Source organism: Nocardia abscessus, from assembly GCF_015477775.1.
GTDB lineage: Bacteria > Actinomycetota > Actinomycetes > Mycobacteriales > Mycobacteriaceae > Nocardia > Nocardia abscessus_A.
The window spans coordinates 899,673-923,180 of the sequence record NZ_JADLQO010000002.1 but is presented as its reverse complement, the minus strand read 5'-3'; the positions used below and the strand labels follow the sequence as shown (position 1 = coordinate 923,180).

24 protein-coding genes are annotated in these 23,508 nt (G+C 70.6%); 15 read left to right on the top strand and 9 right to left on the bottom strand.

Annotated features, from left to right (window positions below; translation table 11 throughout):
- Positions 1 to 198: 198 nt before the first annotated feature.
- Complete coding sequence (locus IU450_RS09990) at positions 199 to 1,056, bottom strand: LysR family transcriptional regulator (RefSeq protein ID WP_195149412.1); 858 nt, start codon at positions 1,054 to 1,056, stop codon at positions 199 to 201.
- A gap of 112 nt (positions 1,057 to 1,168) precedes the next feature.
- Between IU450_RS09990 and IU450_RS09985 the strand changes: the two genes are divergently transcribed.
- The 3 genes from IU450_RS09985 (at position 1,169) to IU450_RS09975 (ending at position 4,591) form a co-directional block, all read left to right on the top strand.
- Positions 1,169 to 2,461 (top strand): NAD(P)/FAD-dependent oxidoreductase, encoded by a 1,293-nt coding sequence (locus tag IU450_RS09985; RefSeq protein ID WP_195149411.1) that lies wholly within the window; start codon positions 1,169 to 1,171, stop codon positions 2,459 to 2,461.
- Positions 2,462 to 2,732: 271 nt separating this feature from the next.
- Positions 2,733 to 3,560, top strand: coding sequence for a GNAT family N-acetyltransferase (locus IU450_RS09980; RefSeq protein WP_195149410.1), 828 nt, complete (start codon positions 2,733 to 2,735; stop codon positions 3,558 to 3,560).
- Positions 3,557 to 4,591, top strand: a complete 1,035-nt coding sequence (locus IU450_RS09975) for a lysophospholipid acyltransferase family protein (RefSeq protein WP_324197607.1) — start codon at positions 3,557 to 3,559, stop codon at positions 4,589 to 4,591. Before IU450_RS09980 ends, IU450_RS09975 begins: the two co-directional genes overlap by 4 nt.
- 168 nt (positions 4,592 to 4,759) lie before the next feature.
- On the opposite strand, the gene IU450_RS09970 is transcribed toward IU450_RS09975, so the two are convergent.
- Positions 4,760 to 5,104: a hypothetical protein gene (locus tag IU450_RS09970; protein WP_195149409.1), complete on the bottom strand. Its 345-nt coding sequence runs from the start codon at positions 5,102 to 5,104 to the stop codon at positions 4,760 to 4,762.
- 247 nt (positions 5,105 to 5,351) lie between these two features.
- Here IU450_RS09970 and IU450_RS09965 point away from each other — a divergent pair, with 247 nt between their 5' ends.
- The 6 genes from IU450_RS09965 (at position 5,352) to IU450_RS09940 (ending at position 13,108) form a co-directional block, all read left to right on the top strand.
- A complete protein-coding gene (locus tag IU450_RS09965) occupies positions 5,352 to 6,581 on the top strand; it encodes a cysteine desulfurase family protein (RefSeq protein ID WP_195149408.1) in 1,230 nt (409 codons plus the stop codon).
- On the top strand, positions 6,581 to 7,696 hold the full coding sequence (gene mnmA / locus IU450_RS09960) for a tRNA 2-thiouridine(34) synthase MnmA (RefSeq protein ID WP_195149407.1): 1,116 nt from the start codon (positions 6,581 to 6,583) through the stop codon (positions 7,694 to 7,696). The genes IU450_RS09965 and mnmA overlap by 1 nt, the downstream gene beginning before the upstream one ends.
- A 192-nt stretch (positions 7,697 to 7,888) precedes the next feature.
- Complete coding sequence (locus IU450_RS09955; RefSeq protein WP_195149631.1) at positions 7,889 to 8,926, top strand: methionine synthase; 1,038 nt, start codon at positions 7,889 to 7,891, stop codon at positions 8,924 to 8,926.
- 257 nt (positions 8,927 to 9,183) lie between these two features.
- Entirely contained in the window at positions 9,184 to 11,298 is a 2,115-nt protein-coding gene (gene ligA / locus IU450_RS09950) for an NAD-dependent DNA ligase LigA (RefSeq protein WP_195149406.1), read from the top strand.
- Positions 11,299 to 11,366: 68 nt separating this feature from the next.
- The gene (locus IU450_RS09945; RefSeq protein ID WP_195149405.1) at positions 11,367 to 12,062 is read left to right on the top strand and encodes an SDR family NAD(P)-dependent oxidoreductase; all 696 of its coding nucleotides are present in this window, start codon (positions 11,367 to 11,369) and stop codon (positions 12,060 to 12,062) included.
- Positions 12,059 to 13,108, top strand: a complete 1,050-nt coding sequence (locus tag IU450_RS09940) for an S-adenosylmethionine:tRNA ribosyltransferase-isomerase (RefSeq protein ID WP_195149404.1) — start codon at positions 12,059 to 12,061, stop codon at positions 13,106 to 13,108. The genes IU450_RS09945 and IU450_RS09940 overlap by 4 nt, the downstream gene beginning before the upstream one ends.
- Here the strand turns inward: IU450_RS09940 and IU450_RS09935 are convergent.
- Together IU450_RS09935 and IU450_RS09930 are read right to left on the bottom strand one after the other, a co-directional pair.
- Entirely contained in the window at positions 13,095 to 13,430 is a 336-nt protein-coding gene (locus IU450_RS09935; RefSeq protein WP_195149403.1) for a hypothetical protein, read from the bottom strand. The genes IU450_RS09940 and IU450_RS09935 overlap by 14 nt on opposite strands.
- Positions 13,431 to 13,530: 100 nt before the next feature.
- Positions 13,531 to 13,683, bottom strand: coding sequence for a hypothetical protein (locus IU450_RS09930; RefSeq protein WP_195149402.1), 153 nt, complete (start codon positions 13,681 to 13,683; stop codon positions 13,531 to 13,533).
- A 45-nt stretch (positions 13,684 to 13,728) separates the two neighbouring features.
- Between IU450_RS09930 and IU450_RS09925 the strand changes: the two genes are divergently transcribed.
- From IU450_RS09925 to IU450_RS09915, 3 genes are all read left to right on the top strand, one after another.
- Complete coding sequence (locus IU450_RS09925; protein ID WP_195149401.1) at positions 13,729 to 14,973, top strand: AAA family ATPase; 1,245 nt, start codon at positions 13,729 to 13,731, stop codon at positions 14,971 to 14,973.
- A gap of 21 nt (positions 14,974 to 14,994) precedes the next feature.
- The gene (locus IU450_RS09920; protein WP_195149400.1) at positions 14,995 to 15,318 is read left to right on the top strand and encodes a hypothetical protein; all 324 of its coding nucleotides are present in this window, start codon (positions 14,995 to 14,997) and stop codon (positions 15,316 to 15,318) included.
- 257 nt (positions 15,319 to 15,575) lie between these two features.
- Positions 15,576 to 16,100, top strand: coding sequence for a GNAT family N-acetyltransferase (locus IU450_RS09915; protein ID WP_416382852.1), 525 nt, complete (start codon positions 15,576 to 15,578; stop codon positions 16,098 to 16,100).
- 190 nt (positions 16,101 to 16,290) lie between these two features.
- Here the strand turns inward: IU450_RS09915 and IU450_RS09910 are convergent, their stop codons facing one another.
- Positions 16,291 to 16,941 (bottom strand): amino acid-binding protein, encoded by a 651-nt coding sequence (locus IU450_RS09910; RefSeq protein ID WP_043729290.1) that lies wholly within the window; start codon positions 16,939 to 16,941, stop codon positions 16,291 to 16,293.
- 315 nt (positions 16,942 to 17,256) lie between these two features.
- Here IU450_RS09910 and gatC point away from each other — a divergent pair, with 315 nt between their 5' ends.
- The gene (gene gatC, locus IU450_RS09905; protein ID WP_195149629.1) at positions 17,257 to 17,556 is read left to right on the top strand and encodes an Asp-tRNA(Asn)/Glu-tRNA(Gln) amidotransferase subunit GatC; all 300 of its coding nucleotides are present in this window, start codon (positions 17,257 to 17,259) and stop codon (positions 17,554 to 17,556) included.
- Complete coding sequence (gene gatA, locus IU450_RS09900; protein WP_195149399.1) at positions 17,553 to 19,025, top strand: Asp-tRNA(Asn)/Glu-tRNA(Gln) amidotransferase subunit GatA; 1,473 nt, start codon at positions 17,553 to 17,555, stop codon at positions 19,023 to 19,025. Before gatC ends, gatA begins: the two co-directional genes overlap by 4 nt.
- A gap of 64 nt (positions 19,026 to 19,089) precedes the next feature.
- Here the strand turns inward: gatA and IU450_RS09895 are convergent, their stop codons facing one another.
- The gene (locus IU450_RS09895) at positions 19,090 to 20,022 is read right to left on the bottom strand and encodes an SDR family NAD(P)-dependent oxidoreductase (RefSeq protein WP_195149398.1); all 933 of its coding nucleotides are present in this window, start codon (positions 20,020 to 20,022) and stop codon (positions 19,090 to 19,092) included.
- Between the two features lie 108 nt (positions 20,023 to 20,130).
- Between IU450_RS09895 and IU450_RS09890 the strand changes: the two genes are divergently transcribed.
- On the top strand, positions 20,131 to 20,718 hold the full coding sequence (locus tag IU450_RS09890; protein WP_195149397.1) for a TetR/AcrR family transcriptional regulator: 588 nt from the start codon (positions 20,131 to 20,133) through the stop codon (positions 20,716 to 20,718).
- 58 nt (positions 20,719 to 20,776) lie between these two features.
- Here the strand turns inward: IU450_RS09890 and IU450_RS09885 are convergent, their stop codons facing one another.
- The 3 genes from IU450_RS09885 to IU450_RS09875 are packed head-to-tail and all read right to left on the bottom strand — an operon-like array spanning position 20,777 to position 23,461.
- Positions 20,777 to 21,223, bottom strand: a complete 447-nt coding sequence (locus IU450_RS09885; RefSeq protein ID WP_195149396.1) for an SRPBCC domain-containing protein — start codon at positions 21,221 to 21,223, stop codon at positions 20,777 to 20,779.
- A gap of 55 nt (positions 21,224 to 21,278) precedes the next feature.
- Entirely contained in the window at positions 21,279 to 22,670 is a 1,392-nt protein-coding gene (locus IU450_RS09880) for an alpha/beta-hydrolase family protein (protein ID WP_195149395.1), read from the bottom strand.
- Complete coding sequence (locus IU450_RS09875) at positions 22,667 to 23,461, bottom strand: hypothetical protein (RefSeq protein WP_195149394.1); 795 nt, start codon at positions 23,459 to 23,461, stop codon at positions 22,667 to 22,669. Before IU450_RS09875 ends, IU450_RS09880 begins: the two co-directional genes overlap by 4 nt.
- Between the last annotated feature and the right edge of the window lie 47 nt (positions 23,462 to 23,508).

The window sequence follows — 23,508 nt, the reverse complement described above, 5'->3', positions numbered from 1 at the left end:
TGGATACGTTTGGCCGGGTGGTGATGTGGGCTGAGATCGCCGCTGTGGGACCTGGTTCGGGTGCTGTCCGACGCGCGACGTCCGAACCGAAGGCGACAGGCATCACCATCGGCGTGAACTCGGGCGGGCGGTGCCGCGGGACCGGCGTGGCCGACCGGAATCGGCCGAGCTCGCGGCGGCGCAATGGCGCGGATCCGTTCAGCAGCGGTGCAGCGCCTCGAGCAGCGTGTTCAGGATGGGGGAGCGCCGGGCGTCGGCGCGCAGCACCGCCGAGACCGGGATGCGCAGCTGGTGCTCGGCCAATCGCAGGACCACCAGTCCCTCCGTGGTGCTCTCGGCGTAGAGCACGGTCCACGCGTCGGGCCGGTTGATCAGCTCCATCGTCGCGGTGTGGTCCGGGGGGATGGGCGGCCCGAAGGTGGGGCCCATGGGCAATTCGGCGAACGCGTTGCGAATCACGGTGTGCAGCAACACCTGTTCCTGTTCCGGCGGCAGCAGCAGGGGGTACGAACTCAGGTCCGCCAGGGTCACCGTGTCTTTCGTCGCCAGCGGATGCGCGCTGGAGGTGGCGATCACGAGGTCTTCGACCCACAGTTGTTCCACCACGAGGCCCGGTTGGTCGACGCGGCCGCGAATGAGCGCGAGATCACAGTCCCCGTCGGCGACCGCGGTGATGCGCTGACGGAACGGCTTGATCACGAACTCGATCTCCGCCTCCGAGTGCGCGGCGCGCGCTCCCGCGATCGCCGACAGCGAGCGGGTGGCGAAGGACATGTTCGCGGCCAATCGGATGCGCGGCCCCACGGTGCGCACGGCGGCGCGGATCGCCGACTCCAGGCTCAGCATTTGTTTCGCAAGGGGAAGTAGCCGTGCGGTGGCGTCGGTGGGCACCACCGAGCGGGTCGAGCGCTCGAACAGTTGCACGCCGAGGTCGCGCTCGAGCCGGGAGATCTGGTGGCTGATCGCCGACTGCGAGATGAAGCAGCGCGCCGCGGCGCCGCTGAAGCTGAGCTCCTCGCACACCGCGACGAAGTAGGTGAGCTGCCGAAGTTCCACAGCGACCTCCTATTGATTACGAATCGAGATAAGACTCATCTGCATTATGCGCCCATACACCTGAAATATCCGCCCTCCGGATCGCGGTTGGTAATGAGAGAAGGAGGCTGTCATGCAGTACGTGGAAGCGGGAATCGAAACCGCTGGTGTCGTCATTGTCGGATCGGGGTTCGGCGGGCTCGCCGCCGCCAAGCAGCTGGCCAAGTCGGGGGTGGACTATGTGCTGATCTCCAGCACGCCCGAGCATCTGTTCCAACCGCTGTTGTACCAGGTAGCGACCGGTGTGCTCGCATCGGAGGAGATCGCGCCGCCGATCGCGGGCATCCTGCGCCGCCATCGGGAGGCCGATGTGCGCCTGGGCACGGTGGTCGACGTCGATCCCGACCGGGCCATCGTCACTTATGAGCACGAGGGCGTGCGCCACCGCATCCGTTACGGCTCGCTGATCGCGGCCACCGGCGCCAGCCAGTCCTATTTCGGCCGGGACGATTTCGCCGAGAAGACCTTCTCGCTCAAGACCATCGATGACGCGCGGCGGCTGCGCGCGCAGATCGAGCGCGTCTTCGCCGAAGCCGCGCTCGCCGACGAGCCGACCAGGCGCAGGCTGCTGAGCTTCGTCGTGGTCGGCGCGGGCGCGACCGGCGTCGAGGTGGCGGGTCAGCTGAAGGAACTGGCGAAACGGTATTACCACCAGGAGGTTTCGGTCACGCTCGTGGAGGGCGCGGGCGAGGTGCTCCCGCCGTTCGGCGGCGGGCTGTCGGAGTACGCGAAGAAGTCGCTGACCCGCAGCGGCGTCGACGTGCTGCTCGGTACCTTCGTCACCGACATCGAGCAGGGCAAGGTCACCGTCAAGGACCGCGACGGCGTCGAACGCGGCATCGCCGCCGAGACCGTGGTCTGGTCGGCGGGCGTGCAGGCGGGTGGGTTCGCGAAGATCCTGGCCGAGGCCACGGGCGTGGCGACCGACCGGGCAGGCCGATTGCTGATCAACCCCGACCTCACCGTCGGCGGCTACGCCGACATCTACGCCATCGGCGACATGACCTCGCTCAACGGCTACCCCGGTCAGTCGCCGGTGGCCATGCAGGAGGGCAGGCACGCCGCCGACATCATCCGTCGCAAGAAGCAGCCCGGCACCCCCTTCACCTACTGGGACAAGGGCAGCATGGCGGTGATCAGCCGGTTCAGCGCGGTGGCGAAGCTCAACGAGCGCATCACCTTCCGTGGCGTGATCGCCTGGTTCATGTGGCTCGCAGTGCACCTGTTCTACCTGGTCGGCTTCCGCAACCGCTTCGCCGCGGTCGCCTCGTGGCTGGTCGCGTTCATCGGCACCGGACGCCCCGGATTCGCCGAAGAGGCGACGACCTCGACGAAGGTACTCGCCGAGCAGAGCCGCGCCGCCTGAGTTGTTCCCGTACCTGACGAATCGCGCTGCTTCCAGCCGGAAGCGGCGCGAGGTCAGGTGCGTGGCGCGCCGGGAAGTTCGGGATCCGGCCGAAGAACGGCGAATCGCGCGACCGAACCGCATGTCGGAAGCGGTAGCGGTGCGGAAGGACGAACACGGTGGAACCGTTCGGTAAACGCTCGGTGTGACAGCCGTCTCGTTCACCGAACGGGCATCGTCGCGACACTTCGAGGTTGCTGAGGCGCATTGTCGGGCTGGCTTCATCATGGATATGACTATTTCGTCCGTGTTGACAGCCCCGGCTCGAGCGACGGACTCCGGGGAGGAACGGTCGCGCTACTCGCTGGTGGTCTCCTCCGACCTCGACCACCGCGTCGCCGCACAGCGCCTGCGCTACAACGTGTTCGCCAATGAGCCCGGCTTCCGGATCCCGGACGACGGTACCGGCTTGGACGCCGATCATTTCGACGAGTACTGCGACCACCTGCTGGTGCGCGACGACGCGACCGGTGAGTTCGTCGGCTGCTACCGGATGTTGCCCCCGGACCGGGCCGCCGCGGCGGGCGGGTACTACACGGCGACGGAATTCGATCTGGCCCAGCTGGATCCGGAGGGCATGCGGATCGTGGAGATGGGCCGCGCGTGCGTCGTCCCCGACCACCGCAACGGTTCGGTGCTCACCCTGATGTGGGCGGGCATCCTGCACTACATCCAGCTCACCGGCTACGAGTGGGTGATGGGCTGCGTGTCGGTGCCGATGCAGGACACCCCGGCCGACGCACCCGGGGTGAACGTGCGCGGTGTGCGCGACCTGCTGCTCGGCCGCCACGCGTCCGACCCGGAGCGCCGGGTGCACCCGTACAACCCGGTGATCGTCGACGGCCGGCCCCTGGACGAACTGACGCCGCCGTCGCGGCCGAAGCTGCCGCCGCTGGTGCGCGGCTACCTGCGACTGGGCGCGGAGGTCTGCGGCGAGCCCGCGCACGATCCGGCTTTCGCGGTCGCCGACTTCGTGGTGCTGCTCGGGCTGGACACGATCAACACCCGCTACCTCAACCGACTACAGGAAGCCGCCGCGACCCTCGACGGGGGACGGTGAGGATCGTGGTGTTCGACGCGCCGCCCGCCATGTCCACCGCACACGCGTGGATGCCGTCGAGTCCGTGTGGACCCGGCTGTCTCGATTCGATCGATCAAGTCGGGCCGGGACGGGTGGCCGCCCGGCTGGCCGGGGTCGCCGGTCTGCTGGTCAGCTTCCCGGTCGCGAACGCGGTGATGCCGCGTGGCAAGCGCGTGGCACTGCAGCGCGGCTACGCGCGCCTCTTGCTCGGTTGTCTGGGCATGCGGCTGCGCATAGTCGACAACCGGGGGGCCGCGGACGAGCGGGGGGTCGTCGATGAGGGCGGCCCCGCGCTCGCACCGGCCGCTTTCGGAGCACCGGGCCGCGGTGTGCTCGTCGTCACCGGGCATATCGGCTGGACCGACATCGTCGCGCTGGCTTCGGTGCAGCCGCTCGGCTTCGTGGCGCGGGCGGACATGGTGGAGTGGCCGGTGCTCGGCAAACTCGCCAAGTTGATGCGGGTGATCCCGATCGAGCGCGAAAGCCTGCGACAGCTGCCCGGCGTGGTGGCCGCGATGGGGGCACGGCTGTCCGCGGGCGAGCGGATCGGCGTCTTCCCCGAGGGCACCACCTGGTGTGGCCGCGCCTACGGCACCATGCGGCCCGCGCTGTTCCAAGCCGCTGTGGACACCGGCACTCCGGTGCAGCCGGTGCGGCTGCGATACCTCGACCGGCACGGCGTGCCGTGCACGGTGCCCGGGTTCGTCGGCGTGGACACCTTCGCCTCTTCCGCGCGCCGGGTACTGCGGTCGCGCGGGATGGTCGCCGAAGTGGTGCTGGAACCGGTGCAGCAGCCCGGCGCGGACCGGCGCGAGCTGGCCCGTCGCTGCGAGGCCGCCGTCCGCGGCGCCGTTTCCACGCATCGGGGTGCGCCGGATGCCGCGCAGTGGATCGAGGCGGGGCACACCAGGGTGCAGGATCCCTCGGTCACGGCCGATGCGCCGGAGGTGCGCCGTCCGCGGCGCCGTCCGATGCTGCGCGGTCGTCGGAGTGCCGCCGCCGCGCAGTAGGAGACTCGCCGGACAACCGGAAAGGCTGCGTCGGATGTGGCGCTGCTGCCTCAGCAGCGCTCGGCAGCGACTGTCGGCGGCGCCGCTCCGGCGGCCTGCCTCAGCGGCGACCACGTACACGTTTTCGGGGCGAGCCGATGTCGGCTCGCCCCGAAGAACGTCAGGGACTCAGAAACCGCTGCCCGTGGGCGGCCGGTATCCGTGGTGCCAGCCCGGCCGGCCGTGATCCCAGTCGTCGTGCCGGTTCCGGCCCCGGAACCAGTCGTCGTGGCGGCCCCGATCCCAGTCGTTGTGCCGCCCGTGGTTCCACCTGTCGTGGCCGTGCCTGCCGTGACCGTGCCCGTGGCGGCCGTGTGCCGGGTCGATCTGGTCGATCGGGTCGGCGGGCTCGAGCACGATCGGGGCGGCGAGCGCGGGCACCGCGACGGCGGTGATCGGCATCAGGGCCAGTACGGACGCGACCGCGGCGCGCGTCAGCACACGTCGCGTACGTCCATGGGTGCGTGGGTCCATCGGAACTTCCTCACTGATCGATTCGTCCGGTAGTCGACCGCTCGGCGTGCCCTCGATCCGCTCCGCGGAACGGGCGGCCTGCGATCAATACATCAAACAACGTACCGCTATTTAGCGGTACATTCAATAGGTGGATACCACCGGATTCGCCCGCTCACAGGGCTGTTCGCGCGGCGGAACGTAGCCCTCGCGGGCGCGCGGGAGGGGGGAATAACCGGCTGACGGTGACGGCTATCCTTAACTGGTCATGAAGTCGGCTTTTTCGGGTCCGGTCAACGGTGCTGCGCCCCAGACGGTCTACCTCGATCACGCGGCCACCACACCGATGCTGCCCGCGGCCATCGAGGCGATGACGGCTGCCCTGCGCACCACGGGCAACGCCTCGTCGTTGCACGGCTCGGGGCGCGCCGCCCGGCGGCTGCTGGAGGAGGCGCGCGAGTCGATCGCCGCCGACCTCGGCGCCCGGCCCTCGGAGGTCATCTTCACCTCCGGTGGCACCGAGAGCGACAACTTGGCGGTGAAGGGCATCTTCTGGGCGCGCCGCGACGCCGATCCGCGCCGGAACCGGATCGTCGCCAGTTCCGTCGAGCACCACGCGGTGATCGATGCGGTGGAGTGGCTACAGCGGCACGAGGGCGCGGAGGTGACCTGGCTCCCGGTGGACGCCGAGGGCCTGGTCGCGCCCGGCGCGCTGCGGGCGGCGCTCGCCGCCGATCCCGACGACGTCGCGCTGGTCACCGTCATGTGGGCGAACAACGAGGTCGGCGCCATTCAGCCGATCGGTGAACTGGCTTCGGTGGCACAGGAATTCGGCGTGCCGATGCACAGCGACGCGGTACAGGCGGCCGCTCAGCTGCCGATGGATTTCGGCGCGAGCGGCCTGGCCGCGGCGAGCTTCGCCGGCCACAAGGTCGGCGGTCCGCACGGGGTCGGGGTGCTGCTGCTCGGCAGGCAGGTGCCGTGCGTGCCGCTGCTGCACGGCGGCGGGCACGAGCGCGACCTGCGTTCGGGAACGTCGGATACGGCGGCGGCCATCGGGCTCGCCGCCGCGCTGCGCCAGACAGCGGTCGAACTCCCCGCTCGCGCCGCCGAACTGATCACGTTGCGAGACGCGCTGATCGACGGCATCCGCGCGGCCGCGCCGGACGTGGTGCTCAACGGCCCGGTCGGCGAGCGACGTCTGCCCGGTAACGCGCACGTCACCTTCCCGGGCTGCGAAGGGGATTCGTTGCTGATGCTGCTGGACGCGGCCGGGATCGAATGCTCGACCGGCTCGGCGTGCACGGCGGGCGTCGCCACACCCAGTCACGTGCTGATCGCGATGGGTGTCGAGCCGTGGCAGGCGCGCGGATCGCTGCGCTTCTCGTTGGGGCACACCTCGACGCGCGCCGACGTGGACGCCGTGCTGGAAGTATTGCCGCAGGTAGTGGAACGGGCCAAGGCCGCGGGCCTGGCCGGTGCGAAAGGAGGTGTCTGATGCGGGTACTCGCCGCGATGAGCGGTGGTGTGGATTCGGCCGTGGCGGCGGCGCGTGCCGTCGACGCCGGTCACGAGGTGGTCGGCGTGCATCTGGCGCTGTCCGCGACACCGGGCACGCTGCGCACCGGATCGCGCGGCTGCTGCTCGAAGGAGGACGCCGGGGACGCCCGGCGCGCCGCCGACGTGCTCGGCATCCCGTTCTACGTGTGGGATTTCGCCGACCGCTTCAAGGAAGACGTCATCGATGATTTCGTCGCGGCCTACGCGGCGGGCGAGACGCCGAATCCGTGCCTGCGCTGCAACGAGAAGATCAAGTTCTCCGCGCTGGCCGACCGCGCGGTGGCGCTCGGCTTCGACGCGGTGGTCACCGGCCACTACGCGCGGCTGGCGGACGGCGTGCTGCGCCGTGCCGTCGACGCCGACAAGGACCAGTCCTACGTGCTGGCGGTGCTGACCGCGCAGCAGCTCGAGCGCGCGATGTTCCCGGTGGGTGACACCCCCAAGCCGCAGATCCGCGCCGAGGCCGCCGAGCGCGGCCTCGCCGTCGCGAACAAGCCGGACAGCCACGACATCTGTTTCATCCCCTCCGGCGACACCAGGGCCTTCCTCGGCGCGAAGATCGGCGTCCGGCCCGGTGCGGTCGTCGACTCCGACGGTCAGGTGCTCGCGCGGCACGAGGGCGTGCACGGTTTCACCATCGGCCAGCGCAAGGGGCTCAGGTTGCCGGGCCCGGCCGCCGACGGCAAGCCGCGGTACGTCACCGGCATCGATCCCGACTCCGGCACGGTCCGCGTCGGTTCGGCCGAGGACCTCCAGGTCTGGACGGTCGAGGCGGAGCGCGCGATCTGGACCTCCGGTTCCGCGCCCGCGGGCCCGATCGAGTGCGTGGTGCAGGTGCGCGCGCACGGCGGCACCGCGCCCGCGGTCGCCGAGGCGGTGGGCGACGGTCTGGTCGCGCGGCTGCGCGAGCCGTTGACCGGCGTCGCGCGGGGCCAGGCAGTGGTGCTCTACCGTCCCGATCCCGAGGGCGATGAGGTGATCGGCAGCGGGACCATCTCCGGCACCGCGCGCGAGTCCGGCGCGAGTGAAGCGAGGGCCGACGCGAGCCGGTGATCCGGACCGGCCGGCGCGGCCGCGGCTTCCGGCGCTCTTGTCCCTCACGGCCTGTGCGCTGTGGAGGCACCGAAAGACCGGTCCAGCCGCCGAGGGCGGCGGGATCGCGTGACGGCGGAATCGAACGGACGGAGTACGGCGGCGGTGGACGAGATCGGCACGGATGACGTGGAGCGAGACAGTGGGGCCGATGTGGCGACCGAGGCGGTGCTCCTGCCGGGCGGAATCGCCACCGGCGTCGGCTCCTGGCCGGGCCTGGACCCGCGCGAGGCCGCCGCGACCATCGTGGGCGAACTCGGCGACCTGCCGCACCTGGTGGAGTTGCCCGGGCGCGGTGCGGGCGCCGACCTGATCGGCCGGGCCTCCGCCCTGCTGGTCGACCTGCGCTTCGACACCACGCCGCGGGGCTACCGGCTCGCGCAGCGGCCGGGTTCGGTCTCCCGACGGGCCCATGACCTGCTGCGGACCGATCTGGACGCGCTCGAGGAAGCGTGGGAGAACGCCGGTCTGTCCGACGGCCGCCGTGTGGTGAAGGTGCAATCGGCGGGCCCGCTGACCTTGGCCGCACAGGTCGAGCTGCCCGGTGGTCACCGCGTGCTCACCGATCCCGGTGCGGTGCGCGACCTTTCCGCGTCCCTGGCCGAGGGGCTGGCCCAGCACGTCGCCGAGGTGCGCAAGCGGCTCGGCGCGCACGTCGTGCTGCAGCTGGACGAACCGTCGCTGACCGCGGTGCTCGACGGCTCGCTACGCGGTGTGAGCGTGCTGAACACGATGCGCGCGCTGCCCGAGCCGGAAGCGCTGGCCCTGCTGGACACGGTGATCGCCGCCCAGTCCGCGCCGGTGCTGGTGCACAGCTGCGCCGAACCGCCCGCGCTCGGCCTCTTGCGCCGCAGCGCCGCCGCCGCGATCGGCTTCGACCTGAGCACGATCGGCACCGGGCAACTCGACGAGGTCGGGGAAACCCTCGAAGCGGGTAAGCAGCTGGTGCTCGGTGTCGTCCCGACCGAGCCGCAGCCGAGCGCGGTCACCTGGCGCGCATTCGCCGAGCCGGGCGTCCGGCTGGTCGATCGACTCGGCTTCGGCCGCCGGACGCTGGCGCAACGGGTGGCGGTCAGTCCGGCATGTGGTCTGGGGGGCGTCCCGCTGGAGTGGAGCAGGCGGGCGCTGCGCCTGGCGGCGGAGATCGCGCGCGCGTATGCCGAGGAGCCGGAGGAGCTTTCGTTCTCCTGACCTCCGGCGGGATCCGCGGGACACCGGTTCGGTGCGCGGCTCGCCGCACCGTCGCGGACGGCATGCCATGGCCGAGTGCTGCCGCCGCATCGTGGCGGCATCGTGCTCGGTGCGGGGTCGTGCTCGGTGCGGGGTCGTGCTCGGCCTGGCGTCGTGCTCGGCGTGGAAACGGACCGGCCGGAATCCGTGTCGTCGGGCGCGGCGACGTGCGCGAACATGACGAGGCGCTGTCGGTGGCCTCGGCTAATGTGCGATGCGTGAGTGACAGCGACAGTGCGGCGGCCCCGGCGACGGCAGAGCAGCGGGTGGAGTGGCAGCAACTCGCGGACGAGGTGCGTGAGCACCAGTTCCGCTACTACGTCCGGGATGCGCCGATCATCTCCGACGGTGAGTTCGACGCGCTGTTGCGGCGGCTGCAGACCATGGAGGACGAGCATCCGGACCTGCGCACGCCGGATTCGCCGACCCAGCTCGTGGGCGGCGGTTTCGCGACCGATTTCACCGCGGTCGACCACCTCGAGCGGATGCTGTCGCTGGACAACGTGTTCGACGTCGACGAGCTACGCGCCTGGGCTGCCAGGGTGGAGGCGGAGACCGGCCCGGACCTGCACTATCTGTGTGAGGTGAAGATCGACGGCGTCGCGCTGAACCTGGTCTACCGCAACGGACGGCTGGTGCGCGGCGCCACCCGCGGCGACGGACGCACCGGTGAGGACGTGACGCTCAACGCGCGCACCATCGACGACATCCCCGGCGAGCTGACCCCCAGCGACGAGTTCCCCATCCCGGAGGTGCTCGAGGTCCGCGGCGAGGTGTACTTCCGGCTGGAGGATTTCGAGACGCTCAACGCCGCCATCGTGGCCGAGGGCAAGCCGCCCTACGCCAACCCGCGCAACACCGCGGCCGGTTCGCTGCGTCAGAAGGATCCGTCGGTCACCGCGCGGCGCAGGCTGCGCATGATCTGTCACGGCTTCGGCCGCATCGAGGGCTACCTGCCGACCTCCCAGTACGAGGCGTATCGCGCGCTCGCCGCGTGGGGCCTGCCGGTGTCCGAGCACACCAGGCGGGTGCAGGGCATCGACGCGGTTATCGAGAGGGTCGCCTACTGGGGCGAGCACCGCCACGACATCGAGCACGAGATCGACGGCCAGGTGATCAAGATCGACGAGACGGCGCTGCAACGCCGTCTCGGCTCGACCTCACGCGCTCCGCGCTGGGCCATCGCCTACAAGTACCCGCCCGAGGAGGCGACGACCAAGCTGCTGAACATCCAGGTGAACGTCGGTCGCACCGGCCGGGTGACGCCGTTCGCGGTGATGGAGCCGGTGTCCATCGCGGGATCCACGGTCGCGATGGCCACACTGCACAATGCCGCCGAGGTCAAGCGCAAGGGTGTGCTGATCGGCGACACGGTCACCATCCGCAAGGCGGGCGACGTCATCCCCGAGGTGCTCGGTCCGGTGGTGGATGCCCGGCCCGAGGACGCGCGCGAGTTCGTGATGCCGACCCACTGCCCCGAGTGCGGCACCGAACTGCGCCCCGAGAAAGAGGGCGACGCCGACATCCGCTGCCCCAACCAGCAGTTCTGTCCGGCGCAGTTGCGCGAGCGCGTGTACCACGTGGCAGGCCGCGGCGCCTTCGACATCGAGGCGCTCGGCTACGAGGGCGCGATCGATCTGCTGAAGTCCCGCGCCATCACCGACGAGGGTGACCTGTTCGACCTGGACGAGGCGGCGCTGCTGACCACCTCGCTGTACGCGAACAAGAACGGCAGCCTCTCCGCCAACGGCAAGCGGCTGCTGGAGAACCTGGCCGTCGCCAAGGACCGGCCGCTGTGGCGGGTGCTGGTCGGCCTGTCCATCCGGCACGTCGGCCCCACCGCGGCGCGGGCGCTGGCCGCCGAATTCGGCAGTCTGGACCGCATCCAGGAGGCGTCGCTCGAGGAATTGGCCGCGGCCGACGGCGTCGGCCCGACCATCGCCGCCGCGGTGGCGGAGTGGTTCACCGTCGAGTGGCACCGCGCCGTGGTGGCGAAGTGGCGAGCCGCCGGTGTGCGGATGGAGGACGAGCGCGACGAATCGATCGAGCGCAATCTGGCGGGCCTGTCCATCGTGGTGACCGGCTCGCTGCAAGGCTTCACCCGCGATGGCGCCAAGGAGGCGATCCTGGTGCGCGGCGGCAAGGCCGCGAGCTCGGTATCGAAGAAGACGGCGTTCGTGGTGATCGGTGACGCGCCCGGCTCCAAGGCCGCCAAGGCGGAGGAACTCGGTGTGCCGATCCTCGACGAGGAGGGGTTCCGGCGGCTGCTGGAGGGCGGCCCCGAAGCGGTCGCGCCGGAGACGGCCGCGGAGGACGCCGAAGCCGAGGAGTGACCGGCGCTTGACCTGAAGATACGTTGAGGTATGAGGATCGACTGGTAGGCCACTACCAGGAGGTCGTCATGGCTCGTCCTACTGCACTGATCACCGGCGCGTCAGCCGGATTCGGCTCCGCCCTCGCGCGAGCGCTGATCGGACAGGGGTGGCGGGTGCTGGGGACCGCGCGCCATGCCGACCGGTTGAGGCGGGTGGCCGCCGAACTCGGCCCTGAGTTCCGCGCGATCCCCGGCGACGTCACCGATCCCGCGGATCGTGCGCGGCTGGCGGATGCCGCGCGGGGTGCGGGGGAACTCGCCCTGGTGGTGAACAATGCCAGCCGTCTCGGGCCGAGTCCGCTGCCACGTCTCGCGGACTATCCGCTCGACGAGTTCGAGCGGGTGCTTCGCACGAATGTGCTGGCGCCACTGGCGATTCTGCGATTCACGCTGCCGCTGATGCGCCCAGGCGGCGCGGTGGTGAACATCAGCTCCGACGCCGCGGCGCAGCCGTATCCCGCATGGGGTGGCTACGGCTCGTCGAAGGCGGCGCTCGACCAGCTCACCGCGATCCTCGGCGCGGAGCATCCGGACCTGTCGATCTACGCGTTCGATCCCGGTGACATGCGCACCGAGATGCATCAGGCGGCGTTTCCCGGCGTCGACATCTCCGATCGGCCCGAGCCGGGGACGGTGGTCCCCGCGCTGCTGCGGCTGCTCGCGGAGAAACCCGGGAACGGGCGGTATGCCGCAGCGGATTTCGTGGCCGGACGCGCGTCATGACGGTGCGCACCGCCCTGCCGTCCTTCGACCTGTCCCCGGAACGCAATGCGGCCGCCCCGCCGGAGGCGCGGGGGATCGCGCGCGACGACGTACGCCTGCTCGTCGCCGACACGGAACTGACCCACTCCGTGTTCCGTGAATTGCCGGACCGGCTGCGCCCCGGCGATCTCGTCGTAGTGAACAACTCGGCGACCATGTCGTCGGCCGTCGACGCCACGCTGAACGGCGAGCCGGTGGTGCTGCACTTCTCCACCTGGTCGGACGACGGCCGCTGGGTCGTGGAGGTCCGGACGACTCAGCGCACTCCTCATCCGGCCGAGCGGCTCTCGTCCGGTACCGTGCTGCGATTGCCGGGTGCCGAGGCGACCCTGCGCACGCCCTGGCTGCCCGGCGGGCAACGCCTCTGGAGCGCGGACATCACCACCGACGTGCCTCGGCTGCTGGCCGCGCACGGCCGCCCGATCACGTATTCCTATGTGTCGCAGCGATGGTCGGCCTCCTACTATTCGACGGTCTTCGGCCGGTTACCGGGCAGCGCGGAAATGCCCAGTGCGGCACGCCCCTTCACCGAGCGTCTGGTGCTGGATCTGATCGCCGCCGGTGTCGCGCTCACGCCGATCACCCTGCACACCGGCGTCTCCTCGCCGGAGGCCGGGGAGCCGCCGAGCCCGGAGCGGTTCGTCGTGCCCGACTCGACGGCGCGGCTGGTGAACGCCACGAAGGCCGCCGGTGGACGCGTCGTGGCGGTCGGTACCACGGTGACGCGGGCGCTGGAGACCGCCGCGGACCCGTCGGGTCTGGTCCACGCGTCGGGTGGGTGGACCGACCTGGTACTCGGAGCGCGACGCCCGGCCCGGGTGGTGGACGGTCTGATCACAGGCTGGCACGCCCCGGGCGCGTCACACCTGGATCTTTTGGTGGCGGTGGCAGGGGAGGAAACCGTCGCGGCCGCCTATGCCGCAGCCGTGGACACCGGCTATCTGTGGCACGAGTTCGGCGACAGCGCTCTGTTGTTCGGCGCGGGCGGCAGACTCAGTTGGCCGTGACCGTCACCGTGGCGCCCAGCTGGCCCGCGATGTCGAATCGTCCGCAGCGGCCGCTGCTCAGGTCGAGCTTCTGGGTGATCAGCTTGCCCCGGCGGTTCTTGAACGTCGCCTCGGCGGACACGTCGGCGGTCGGCGTCGAGCACACCTTCGACACCACGCCGGGCGGGTCGTAGCTGACCGTGCCGCCACCTTGGCAGGTGTTCGTGCTGTCGGACAGGAACACCCGTGCGGCGCCCGCCGGACACGGCGCGTCCGCCACCGCCTCCGGCGCCACGACCAGCGAGCCCAGCGCGAGCGCGGCGACGACGGAGCTTCGAACCACAAGACGACGAACCGTCGGTTCCATCGTTACCCTCATCCCATCGAACAACTTCGGCAGTACGCCGCGGCAAGCCGCAACGTGCAGGCATGCTAACCCGCTATCACACCCGCTGTCCCGGTGACCGCGCTCGGCCGTGCCACGACCCGATCACCACCGGCCGCACCTCCCCCTCGACGAGTTCGACGCGATGGCCGAACGCGCCCGCGCGTGGTCGCCGTTGCATGCGGCGTTGGGCGCGGATCGCGGACGTCACCGGGCTGGTGTCGCCCGCCTGTCGCGCAGACGGAAGTATGACGGCATGCTGCGCAGTTTTCAGGTGACCAATCACAGATCGCTGGCCGACGAGCAGGAATTGCGGCTCACCAAGGGAAGCGGGCCGGTGGCCGTGCCGGTGACCGCCGTGCACGGCGGCGCCGCGGCGGGCAAGACGAACCTGATCGATGCGCTCTGGCAGATGCGGGACGCGGTGCTGCACTCGGTGACCGGGTGGGACCCGTACGCGGGCCCGGCGCGCGCGCCGCATCTCGGATTCGTGAACCGGCCTTCGGAATTCGTGGCGGCGTTCGTCGCCGAGGGCGTGCCGTACACCTACGGGTTCCGGCTGGACAACGCCGACGTGACCGCGGAATGGCTGCACACCCATCCGCGCTCGCGCAAGCGGATCGTGTTCGAGCGCAGCGGCGAACAGATCAAGATCGGCCCGATGTTCGAGGCGTCGCGGTACGGGATCACCGCGCTGGCTCCGCTGGTCCGTCCGAACGCCCTGCTGCTCAGCCTCGCGGGCCAGATGTACTCCGACGCGCTCGTGCCCGCGTACCGATGGTTCGAGTCCATGCTCGAGGTGCAGCGCGGTCCGGCCGAACCCGACGCCATCGCCCACCGGCTGGGCAGCCACATCTCCCGGTCGCCGGAGAACGCGGCGCGGCTGCTGATGCTGTTGCGCACGGCCGAGCTGGGTATCACCGACCTGCTCGTCGCCGAGCACGACCCGCTGTACGCCGACTACCTGCGCGAACTGGACGCCGACATCGCCGGCCTCGGCAAACAGATCGACCTGTGCGCCGGCTCGCCCGCCTATGCCGACCAGTTGCTGCGCGACAACGGCCTCACCGGCACGCTGCTCGAGCGAGAGCTGACCAACCTGAAGGCGGCGCGCGACGCCCTGTACGCGCGGATGGTGGCCCGGCGCGGCGTGGGACTGAACCTGGTGCACGACGGCATCGACACCCCGTTCGAGATCGGCGACGAATCCTCCGCGACGCTGTCGTTGCTGCGGGTGCTGCCCGTCATGCTCGACGCACTGGACGCGGGCCGCGTCCTCGCCGTCGACGACATCGGCGCGTGCCTGCCCGCCGAGGAGACCGACCGCTTGATCCAGCTGTTCCAGAATCCGGAGACGAATGCCCGTGGCGCCCAGTTGATCTTCACCACCGACAACCGCCTGCTGATCGATCGGGGCAACGGGCGTTCGCAACGCACCCGCACGTCGGTCTGGCACGTCCGGCGCACCGTTCACGGCACCAGCGAGCTCGCGCCGGTGTGACGCGCACCTAGCATTGAGACCATGCTGGAGTTCGCCTCGCTGGTAATCCTGACCGCGGTGCTCGTATCGCTGATCGTGTTCGTGATCCGCGGCAAGCGGGGTTATCGGCCGGCGAACCCGGAGGAGGGGACGCTGTACATCACCGGTGTGAGCCCGCGTCCCGATGCTCCCGGCGAGCAATACGTGACCATCACCGGGAACCTGACCGGTCCTTCGGTCTCCGGCAAGGTCGTGTACGGCCGTTTCGTCTGGGATACGAGTTCCTGGCCGGAGACCGGTGATCTGCTCACCGTCGTCTACCCGGCGGGCAAGCCCGACCGCTGGCAGATCGCCCGGGCCGTCTGAGGCGTCGCCGCCCGATGCTCCCGGCGTCGTCCTCGGGGACCGGCTCCCGGTTGCGGAGGTCGGTGCTCTTACCGCTCGGTGGTGGCGTCCGCTGCCAGGCTGCTGCGTCGGCGTCCGTCGATCGCCGGCAGCGCGTCACGACGGCGTAAACCGCCCGCGAGCAGCGCGCCGACGCGAGACGGCGGTGGTGCGCCGGACCCGGTAGGCGGGCCGGCCGTGCCGTAGCTCACGTTATGGCCGATGGCATCATGCCGGGTATGGATGTGCGGGAGTCGGGTGTCGTCGTCCGGTCGGCGCGGCCGGACGAGTACGACGCGGTCGGCGAGCTGACCGTGCAGGTCTACGTCGGCGAGGGCTATGTGGAGGAGGGCAGCTGGTACGCGGGCGAGCTGGCCGACACCGCCCGCCGCGCCGCGTCGGCCCGGATTCTGGTCGCCACGCACGCCGACCGGATCGTCGGCTCGCTCACCGTCGCGCCGGCCGGTACCCCCTACGCGGAGATCGCGCTTCCGGGTGAGCTGGAGTTCCGCATGCTCGCCGTCACGAAGGCCGCGCGCGGGCTCGGCGCGGGAACGGCACTGGTGCGCACCGTGATCGACCTGGCCCGCGCGGAGGGTCGCGCCGCGGTGGCCCTCACCACCATGCCCGCCATGGTCGACGCCCGCCGGATGTACGACCGCTTCGGCTTCCGTCCCGTGCCGAGCCGGGACTGGCGGACCAGCGCGGGGGACCTGCTGCACGTTCTCCGGCTACCGCTCGACCCTTCCGGCGAGTCGGCCTGACGGTTCGTCGGGCTCCCCGGCACGCGACTGCGACAGTCGCTCGGCGTTACCTGCGGAGGCGTCTGCCTGCGAGGGCGATCGGACGCCGCTTTCATCGGCACGGCCCGCGCGACGCCCGCAGGCGGGGATACCTGTGCAACGCCCGCATGCTCGGCGGGTGGTATCCGAAACCCCTTGCGCCGGTGCGGAATCAGCCGAGGACGGTGGCGACGATGCCCGCGAGGTAACCGAGCCGGGCCACCTCGGAGGGCCGGAAGTCGGGGCCGCCCGGCCTGCCGAGCAGCAGCACCTTGCCGGTGTTGCCGAGCGGAGCGGCGGCCAGCTTGGTGTCCATGTCGCGCCAGATCTCCGGCACCCAGTCGGCCTCGGGATCGAGCACGGTGGGCTTCTCCAGCGGCATCCACGGCGCCGAACCCGCCTGTGTCTGTGGCGCACTCGGGCTGCCGACCACGCGGTAGGCCCCCTGCGGCCCGATGTCGATGATCGTGCTCCAGCCGACCCGCAGTACTCGCGGAACGCCGTCCACCAGCACCTGCATCCGGTCGTCGCGAGCGCTCGCCACCTGATCGATCAGCTCGAGTTCGCGGTGGGTGTCGAGCACGCCGGAATACGGGCGGATCGAGTCCACGTGCACGTCGCCGATCGATTCGGCGGCGGTGATGAGGGTGTCGGGGAGTGCGCCGGAAGGTACCTCGACGACCAGATCGTCGACGGCGTAGCCCGCGCCGCGCTCGACCACGTCCAGCGAGAGGATGTCCGCGCCGACGGAGCCGAGTGCGAGCGCGAGCGCACCGAGACTTCCCGGTCGATCCGGAAGTTGCACGCGGAGCAGATACGACACGTGCGTTTCCTTTCCTTGAGCGGCCGAGGCTCTGAACGGATACCCGGGTCACGCAATACTTACACCCCTTACGCCCGGTTATCGAGTCGAAGTCCGTCCAGTGACGCACGCCACTCGGTGAATTCACGCCAAAGCGGCGTGTCGGGCTAGTTCGTGCAGACGTGTCGCGCGCCCCGGCGAGTTGCCAGGGGCCTGCTGGCCGCCGGTTGCGCCGCCGCGCCGACGAAGCGCGGGTGCCGGGCGGTGGCCAGGTCGCCAATGGCTAGGCTGTGTGGGTTGAGCACTGTTGATAACGAAGCCGAAAGGGGTCCCGCGGTGCCCGCCATCTCCCGCGACGAGGTCGCACACCTCGCCCGGCTGTCCCGGCTCGCGCTGTCCGATGCGGAACTGGATCAGTTCGCCGGACAGCTGGATTCGATCCTGAGCCACGTGCGGACCATCTCCGAGGTCGCCGCCGCCGACGTCCCGGCCACCGCCTCGCCGAATCCGGCGACGAATGTGACCCGCCCCGACGAAGTGGTGCCGGGCCTGACCCCGCGCGAAGCGCTCTCCGGCGCGCCCGCGGTCGAAGAGCAGCGGTTCATGGTGCCGCAGATTCTGGGAGAGGCCGAATGAACGACCTGACCACGCTGTCGGCGGCCGAGCTCGCCGACAAGATCCACGGCCGCGAGCTGTCCTCGGTCGAGGTCACCCAGGCGCACCTGGACCGGATCGCCGCGGTCGACGGCGAGTACCACGCCTTCCTGCACGTCGCGGGGGAGCAGGCGCTGGAGGCCGCGGCCGCGGTGGACTCCGCGATCGCCTCGGGAGCGGCGCCCGCCTCGCCGCTGGCCGGAGTTCCCTTGGCGCTCAAGGACGTGTTCACCACCACGGACATGCCGACCACCTGCGCGTCGAAGATCCTCGAAGGCTGGGTGTCGCCGTACGACGCGACGGTCACCACGCGGTTGCGCGCGGCGGGCATTCCGATCCTGGGCAAGACCAACATGGACGAGTTCGCCATGGGCTCCTCCACCGAGAACTCGGCCTACGGCCCCACCCGCAACCCGTGGGACACCACCCGCATCCCGGGTGGGTCGGGCGGCGGTTCCGCGGCCGCGCTGGCCTCCAACCAGGCGCCGCTGGCCATCGGCACGGACACGGGCGGGTCGATCCGCCAGCCCGCGGCCGTCACCGCGACCGTCGGCACCAAGCCGACCTACGGCACGGTGTCGCGCTTCGGGCTGGTCGCCTGCGCGTCGTCGCTGGACCAGGGCGGTCCGTGCGGCCGGACGGTGCTGGACACCGCGCTGCTGCACGAGGTGATCGCCGGATACGACCCGCGCGACTCCACCTCGCGTGACGTGCCGGTGCCGCCGGTGGTGGCGGCCGCGCGCGCGGGTGCGCAGGGCGATCTGCGCGGGGTGAAGGTCGGTGTGGTGAAGGAACTGCACTCCGACAGCTACCAGCCAGGCGTGCTCGCCTCCTTCGACGCCGCCGTGGCGGTACTGAAGGATCTCGGCGCCGAGGTGGTCGAAGTGTCGTGTCCGCACTTCGAATACGCACTGTCGTCCTACTACCTGGTCATGCCGTCGGAGGTGTCGTCCAACCTCGCGCGGTTCGACGCCATGCGCTACGGCCTGCGCGTCGCCGACGACGGGCAGCACAGCGCCGAGCAGGTCATGGCGGCCACGCGCGCGGCCGGGTTCGGCCCCGAGGTCAAGCGGCGCATCATGATCGGCACCTACGCGCTGTCGGCGGGCTATTACGACGCCTACTACGGCCAGGCGCTCAAGGTGCGCACGCTGATCGCCCGCGACTTCGACAACGCCTACCAGCAGGTCGACGTGCTCGTCTCGCCGACGAGTCCGTTCACGCCGTGGAAGCTGGGGGAGAAGGTGGACGATCCGCTGGCCATGTACCTGTCGGACCTGTGCACCCTGCCCACCAACCTGGCCGGTCACCCGGCCATGTCGGTTCCCTCCGGCCTGAGCAAGGACGACGGCATGCCGGTCGGGCTCCAGATCATGGCGCCCTCTCTCGCCGACGACCGCCTCTACCGGGTGGGCGCCGCCTACGAGGCCGCCCGCGGCGCCATCGCCTGACGTTCGTCGCACAGCCGCTTCGCTCCCCGTAGATCGCGAGGAGCGGAGCGGCTCTGCGAGTTCGCTATGCGGGCCAAGTAAATTCGGGATCGGTGGCGTAGTCGCGGCGGCGTTGGTCCAGAGCGAGCGCGACCATGTCGTGCGCGCCGGGACCGATGATCTTGCGTAGCGGCGGGTTCGGCATGTTCGCCAACGCGATCAGGCCCGCGGCGCCGACCTCCGGTGGCGCTTCGGCCCATTCGGATTCGGTATCCGCGGCCGAGTCGGGCACCGATTCGGCCGCGGGAGCGACGGATTCGCTCCGCGTGTTCGCCGACTCGGCGTCGGCCGAGGCCGGACTTCCGGTCGCGGCGGCCTCGGCGACGGCCGGGTAGTCCGGCATGCCGAGGATGGCGCCGCGCAGCTCCGCATAGGCGGGGATGCCGGTGGCGAACCGCATGCTCGATTTGGCCCAGTCGGTGTCGAAGCCGCCCAGCTGCGCGAGCGTGACCCGGATCCCGAAGGGGCGCAATTCGTCCGCGAGCGAGGCGCTGAAGCCCTCCAGTGCCCACTTGCTCGCGTTGTACAGGCCGAACAGTGGGAGACTCCCCACCGCGCCGACCGTGGAGATCTGCACGATGTGCCCCGAGCCCTGTGCGCGCAGATGCGGCACGGCCGCCTGGGAAACCCAGAGGGCCCCGAAGAAATTGGTGTCCATCTGATCGCGGATCTGCGTTTCGGTCAGTTCCTCGACGGCGCCGACCAGGCCGTAGCCCGCGTTGTTCACGATCACATCGATCGTGCCCGTCAGCGCGAAAGCCTCGTCCACGGTGGCGATCACGCTCGCGCGGTCGCGAACGTCCAAGGGCAGCACGGTCAGGCGGTCGTGGGACAGCTCCGCCATGGACTCCGGGCGCCGGGCGGTCGCGACGACGCGATCGCCCTCGGCGAGCGCGGCCGTCGTGAAGGCCCGGCCGAGTCCGCGGTTGGCGCCGGTGATGAACCAGGTTCTGGTCACGGGTGATCCTTTCGTCGCGAGACGCTGCGTCTCGTGGGATACCGTGCCAATCCGCCGCCGAATTGTCAAGACGAGACGTATCGTCTCGTCGTCTGGTACGGTGGCGGCATGGCCGACACCCCCTCCGCCGCGCGTCGCAGCGAACGCGCCCGTGCCGCGATACTCACCGCGACAGCCGAGCTGATCCGTGAGGTGTCCTACGCGAAATTGAGCATCGAGGCCATCGCGGCCCGCGCGGGTGTCGGCAAGCAGACCATCTACCGCTGGTGGCCGTCGAAGGGCGCGGTCGTGTTCGACGCCATGCTGGAATCCGATTCCGGCCCGGCCGGTCTCGCCCTGCCCGACACCGGTGACATCGCCGCCGACCTTCGCCGATTGCTGCGCGGTTCGGCCCTCGCCCTGACCGATCCCGGGTTCGAATCGTTCCTGCGCGCGATGTACGTCGAGATACAGCAGGACGCCGAGCTGGCCCGCGCCTATCGCGAGCGCCTGCTGCTGCCCCAGCGCTCCGCCGTCGCCGACCGGTTGGCCGCCGCTGTCGCCGCGGGTGCGTTGCGCGCCGACGTGGACCTCGAACTCGCCATCGATCTATTGCTCGGCCCGATGCAGATGCGATGGTCGCTCGGGCTCGGCGGGCTCACCGAGTCCTATGCCGATGCCGCGCTCGATGCCGCGCTGGCCTATCTGCGCGCATGAGTCGGCCTGGTTCCAGTCGGGGGCCGGTGCTCGATTCGACGCCTACCGGCCGCCGCCGTCAGGAAGCGCGCAGCGACTCGGCCTGCTTCTGGATGCCGTCGGTCATGCCCTCGAAGCCGCGCCGCAGGTTCTTGCCGAGCAGTGCCACGACTACCGGATGCAACCATCCGCCGAGTTCGAAGTGCGACTCGTAGCGGGTGCGGTCGTCCGCGAGCGGCGTCACCGTGTGTGAGCGCAGACTGTGCAGCGCGCCAGGGGGCACCGGCTTCATCGAGTAGCTCAGCTCGCGCCCCTGAGTGTGCGAACGGATCCATTCCCGCTGCTTGCGCGGGCGCGACCCGGAGAAGCGGACGAGCATGTCGATCGGCTCGCCTGGCACCAGCGAACTGCGGCACTCCGGGACGAAGGGATTCCACTCGCCGTAGCGCGGGAAGTCGGTGATCACCTGCCACACCAGATCGGCGGGAGCGTCGATGTCGACGGCGAGGTCGATGACAAAGGCCATGCGCAAATTAGAACATGTTCTATGCCGGTTCCGTGTGGGCGCCGCGCCGAACGGCTCAGCAGGAACCAAGGGCGGTGCCCTGATCCGTGCCGTAACGGTGGCCGTGGCCCGGGGGAGCGTCCAACGCGGCGAGCAGATCGGCGGTGGTCTGCGCGAAGCTGATCACCGGAAGCCACTGCGGGACGGGAGCGTCGACGCGGGCGCCGGTCAGGTCGGGCGCGCGCCACAACTGGGAGAGCGACCAGTGGATCACCGGGTCGGAGCTGTTGGCCAGCACCGTCGCACCGCCGCGGTGGACGTGGTTGGCCGGAGGTCCGGCCCACAGGGCCGCGCAGGTCCGGCGGTCCTGTTCGGCGTCGTCCGCGAAGACGGCATTGCCGCCGAGGGCGCCCAGGCTCTGCCCGTACACGTACAGCTCGGGCTTGTGCGCCAGCCCTTGGATATGGTGTTCCACGGCGGTGAACAGACTGCGCGCGGCCGTCACCGCCGCGTCCCGGCCGAACACGAACGTCGCCCAGCTCGGCAGGTAGGAGTACTGCAAACCGACCAGTGCCACATCGCCGTCGAAGCGCCGGTCGAAACCCGCTACGGCGTTCGCGTCGATCCAGCCCGATCCGGTGGGCACCGCGACGACCAGGTGCGAGCGCGTGAAGCCGCCCGAGCGCTCCAATTCCCGGATCGCCAGCGCCACCCGGCTGTCCAGGTCGGGCGCCGAGGCCACGCCGACGTAGACCCGCACGGCTCGCGCCGGTGCGCCGCTGACGAACTTGCGTCCCTCGGCGCCCAGCGACGCCCAGCTCACCGCCGACTCGGCGCTTCCCGACCCACTGTGCGAAGCCGGCTGCACCACAGCGGGATCGGATTCCGCATTCGCACTCGCGTACACCGACTCCCGCCATCCGGCCACCGCGGGCGCGCCGACCAGAAACAGCAGCACCCCCACGACGGCGGCCAGCGAGACTCCCCGCGCCCAGCCCAGCTTCCCCAGAGCCCAACCGAGCGAACGGGTGACGCCGACGAACAACCCGATGATCACAACGGCGCCGAGCGCGCACCGCACCCAATAGTCCGCGCCGATCTGCGGCGAACCCATCGCCGCGCGTAGCCGGTTCTGCCAATGGCCCGCGTTCCCCGCGGCGCCCACCACCAGCACCGACGTCGCGATCAGCAGCGGCAGCCGTAGCCACGGCTGCCGCTGGTCGATGTCGAAGGCGCAGCGCCGCAGGATGACTCGCAGCACTCCGGCCACGCCGAGGGCGAGTGCCGCGAGCAGCCCGGTCAGCACGGCTTGCGCACCGGGGGTGCGCGGAAGCAGTCCGGGCGCCAGTGAGGCCAGGACACCGGTTCCGATGCCGAGCGTTGTGCCGATCCGCGGCGGCGCGACACGGCCGATCACGGCGGCGACCCGTGGGCGGCGATCCAGGAACTCCGTGACGGTGGAAGTCATCGCCGTACCACTGCCGCGCCGGTGCCATACGACAGATCCGCCACGGCATCGGGGACGCTCCGTCGATTGCGCACGACGAGAACGGCGCTCAGACCGGCGATCCCGGCGCCGAGCACGCCGAGCAACTTCCAGCTCGTCGTCGATCCGGTATCCGCGGGGCCCAGCAGGGATTCGACCACCGGCGCGCCGTAGTCCTGGCGCCGCGAATTCAAGTCGACGGCGGTGTGCGCGATCGACGCCATCGCATCGCACCGGGCACGGGAGAACGGGTCGACGCGCGCCGCGCAGGCCTGGTGCATCTGCCGGTCCAACGTCGCGTCGAGGGCCTGCCGTGCCCACGGGCCCAGCGGTTCGCCTCGCTGGTCGGCATAGCGCAGCAGGTCGTAGCCGAGGTCGTGGGCCTTGCACGCGGTGTCGAACTCGGCGGGCAGCGTCACCGGAGACGAGCAGTCGCCGCTCGGATCGACCAGCACCCCGTCCAGCGTGCTCGGGCGGTAGCCGAACGACGCGACGAAGTCCGGCGGGATGACGGTGAGCGCGCCGGGGCCGCCCGCGGCCAGTTCGGCCACGGCGGCGCTCGCCTGCGCGCTCTCGATCGGCGCGGCCGCCGCGGCGGCCCGCGGGGCGGGGGCGAGGAATACCGTCGCTGCCACGGCGGTCAACGCCGTCGCGGTGAGCGCCGCGTAGCGTCGCGTGTGAGCGGTGACGGAAGAGGTTGCGGCGGAATGGTTTCGGGCTCCTGCGGCCAATGCGGCCCGGGTCTGGCGCCCGGCGCTGGTCGGTGTGCTCATGGCGACGACGTTAGGGACCCCGCTTGCGCACCCGCCTCACGCCCGGG

What these genes read in the sequence shown, in the direction of transcription:
- IU450_RS09985 (WP_195149411.1), top strand. Translation starts at nt 1,169, where the DNA reads ATGCAGTACGTGGAAGCGGGAATCGAAACCGCTGGTGTCGTCATTGTC.
- IU450_RS09980 (WP_195149410.1), top strand. Translation starts at nt 2,733, where the DNA reads ATGACTATTTCGTCCGTGTTGACAGCCCCGGCTCGAGCGACGGACTCC.
- IU450_RS09970 (WP_195149409.1), bottom strand. Translation starts at nt 5,104, where the DNA reads ATGGACCCACGCACCCATGGACGTACGCGACGTGTGCTGACGCGCGCC.
- IU450_RS09965 (WP_195149408.1), top strand. Translation starts at nt 5,352, where the DNA reads ATGAAGTCGGCTTTTTCGGGTCCGGTCAACGGTGCTGCGCCCCAGACG.
- mnmA (WP_195149407.1), top strand. Translation starts at nt 6,581, where the DNA reads ATGCGGGTACTCGCCGCGATGAGCGGTGGTGTGGATTCGGCCGTGGCG.
- IU450_RS09945 (WP_195149405.1), top strand. Translation starts at nt 11,367, where the DNA reads ATGGCTCGTCCTACTGCACTGATCACCGGCGCGTCAGCCGGATTCGGC.
- IU450_RS09940 (WP_195149404.1), top strand. Translation starts at nt 12,059, where the DNA reads ATGACGGTGCGCACCGCCCTGCCGTCCTTCGACCTGTCCCCGGAACGC.
- IU450_RS09925 (WP_195149401.1), top strand. Translation starts at nt 13,729, where the DNA reads ATGCTGCGCAGTTTTCAGGTGACCAATCACAGATCGCTGGCCGACGAG.
- IU450_RS09920 (WP_195149400.1), top strand. Translation starts at nt 14,995, where the DNA reads ATGCTGGAGTTCGCCTCGCTGGTAATCCTGACCGCGGTGCTCGTATCG.
- IU450_RS09915 (WP_416382852.1), top strand. Translation starts at nt 15,576, where the DNA reads ATGGATGTGCGGGAGTCGGGTGTCGTCGTCCGGTCGGCGCGGCCGGAC.
- gatA (WP_195149399.1), top strand. Translation starts at nt 17,553, where the DNA reads ATGAACGACCTGACCACGCTGTCGGCGGCCGAGCTCGCCGACAAGATC.
- IU450_RS09890 (WP_195149397.1), top strand. Translation starts at nt 20,131, where the DNA reads ATGGCCGACACCCCCTCCGCCGCGCGTCGCAGCGAACGCGCCCGTGCC.
- IU450_RS09885 (WP_195149396.1), bottom strand. Translation starts at nt 21,223, where the DNA reads ATGGCCTTTGTCATCGACCTCGCCGTCGACATCGACGCTCCCGCCGAT.
- IU450_RS09880 (WP_195149395.1), bottom strand. Translation starts at nt 22,670, where the DNA reads ATGACTTCCACCGTCACGGAGTTCCTGGATCGCCGCCCACGGGTCGCC.
- IU450_RS09875 (WP_195149394.1), bottom strand. Translation starts at nt 23,461, where the DNA reads ATGAGCACACCGACCAGCGCCGGGCGCCAGACCCGGGCCGCATTGGCC.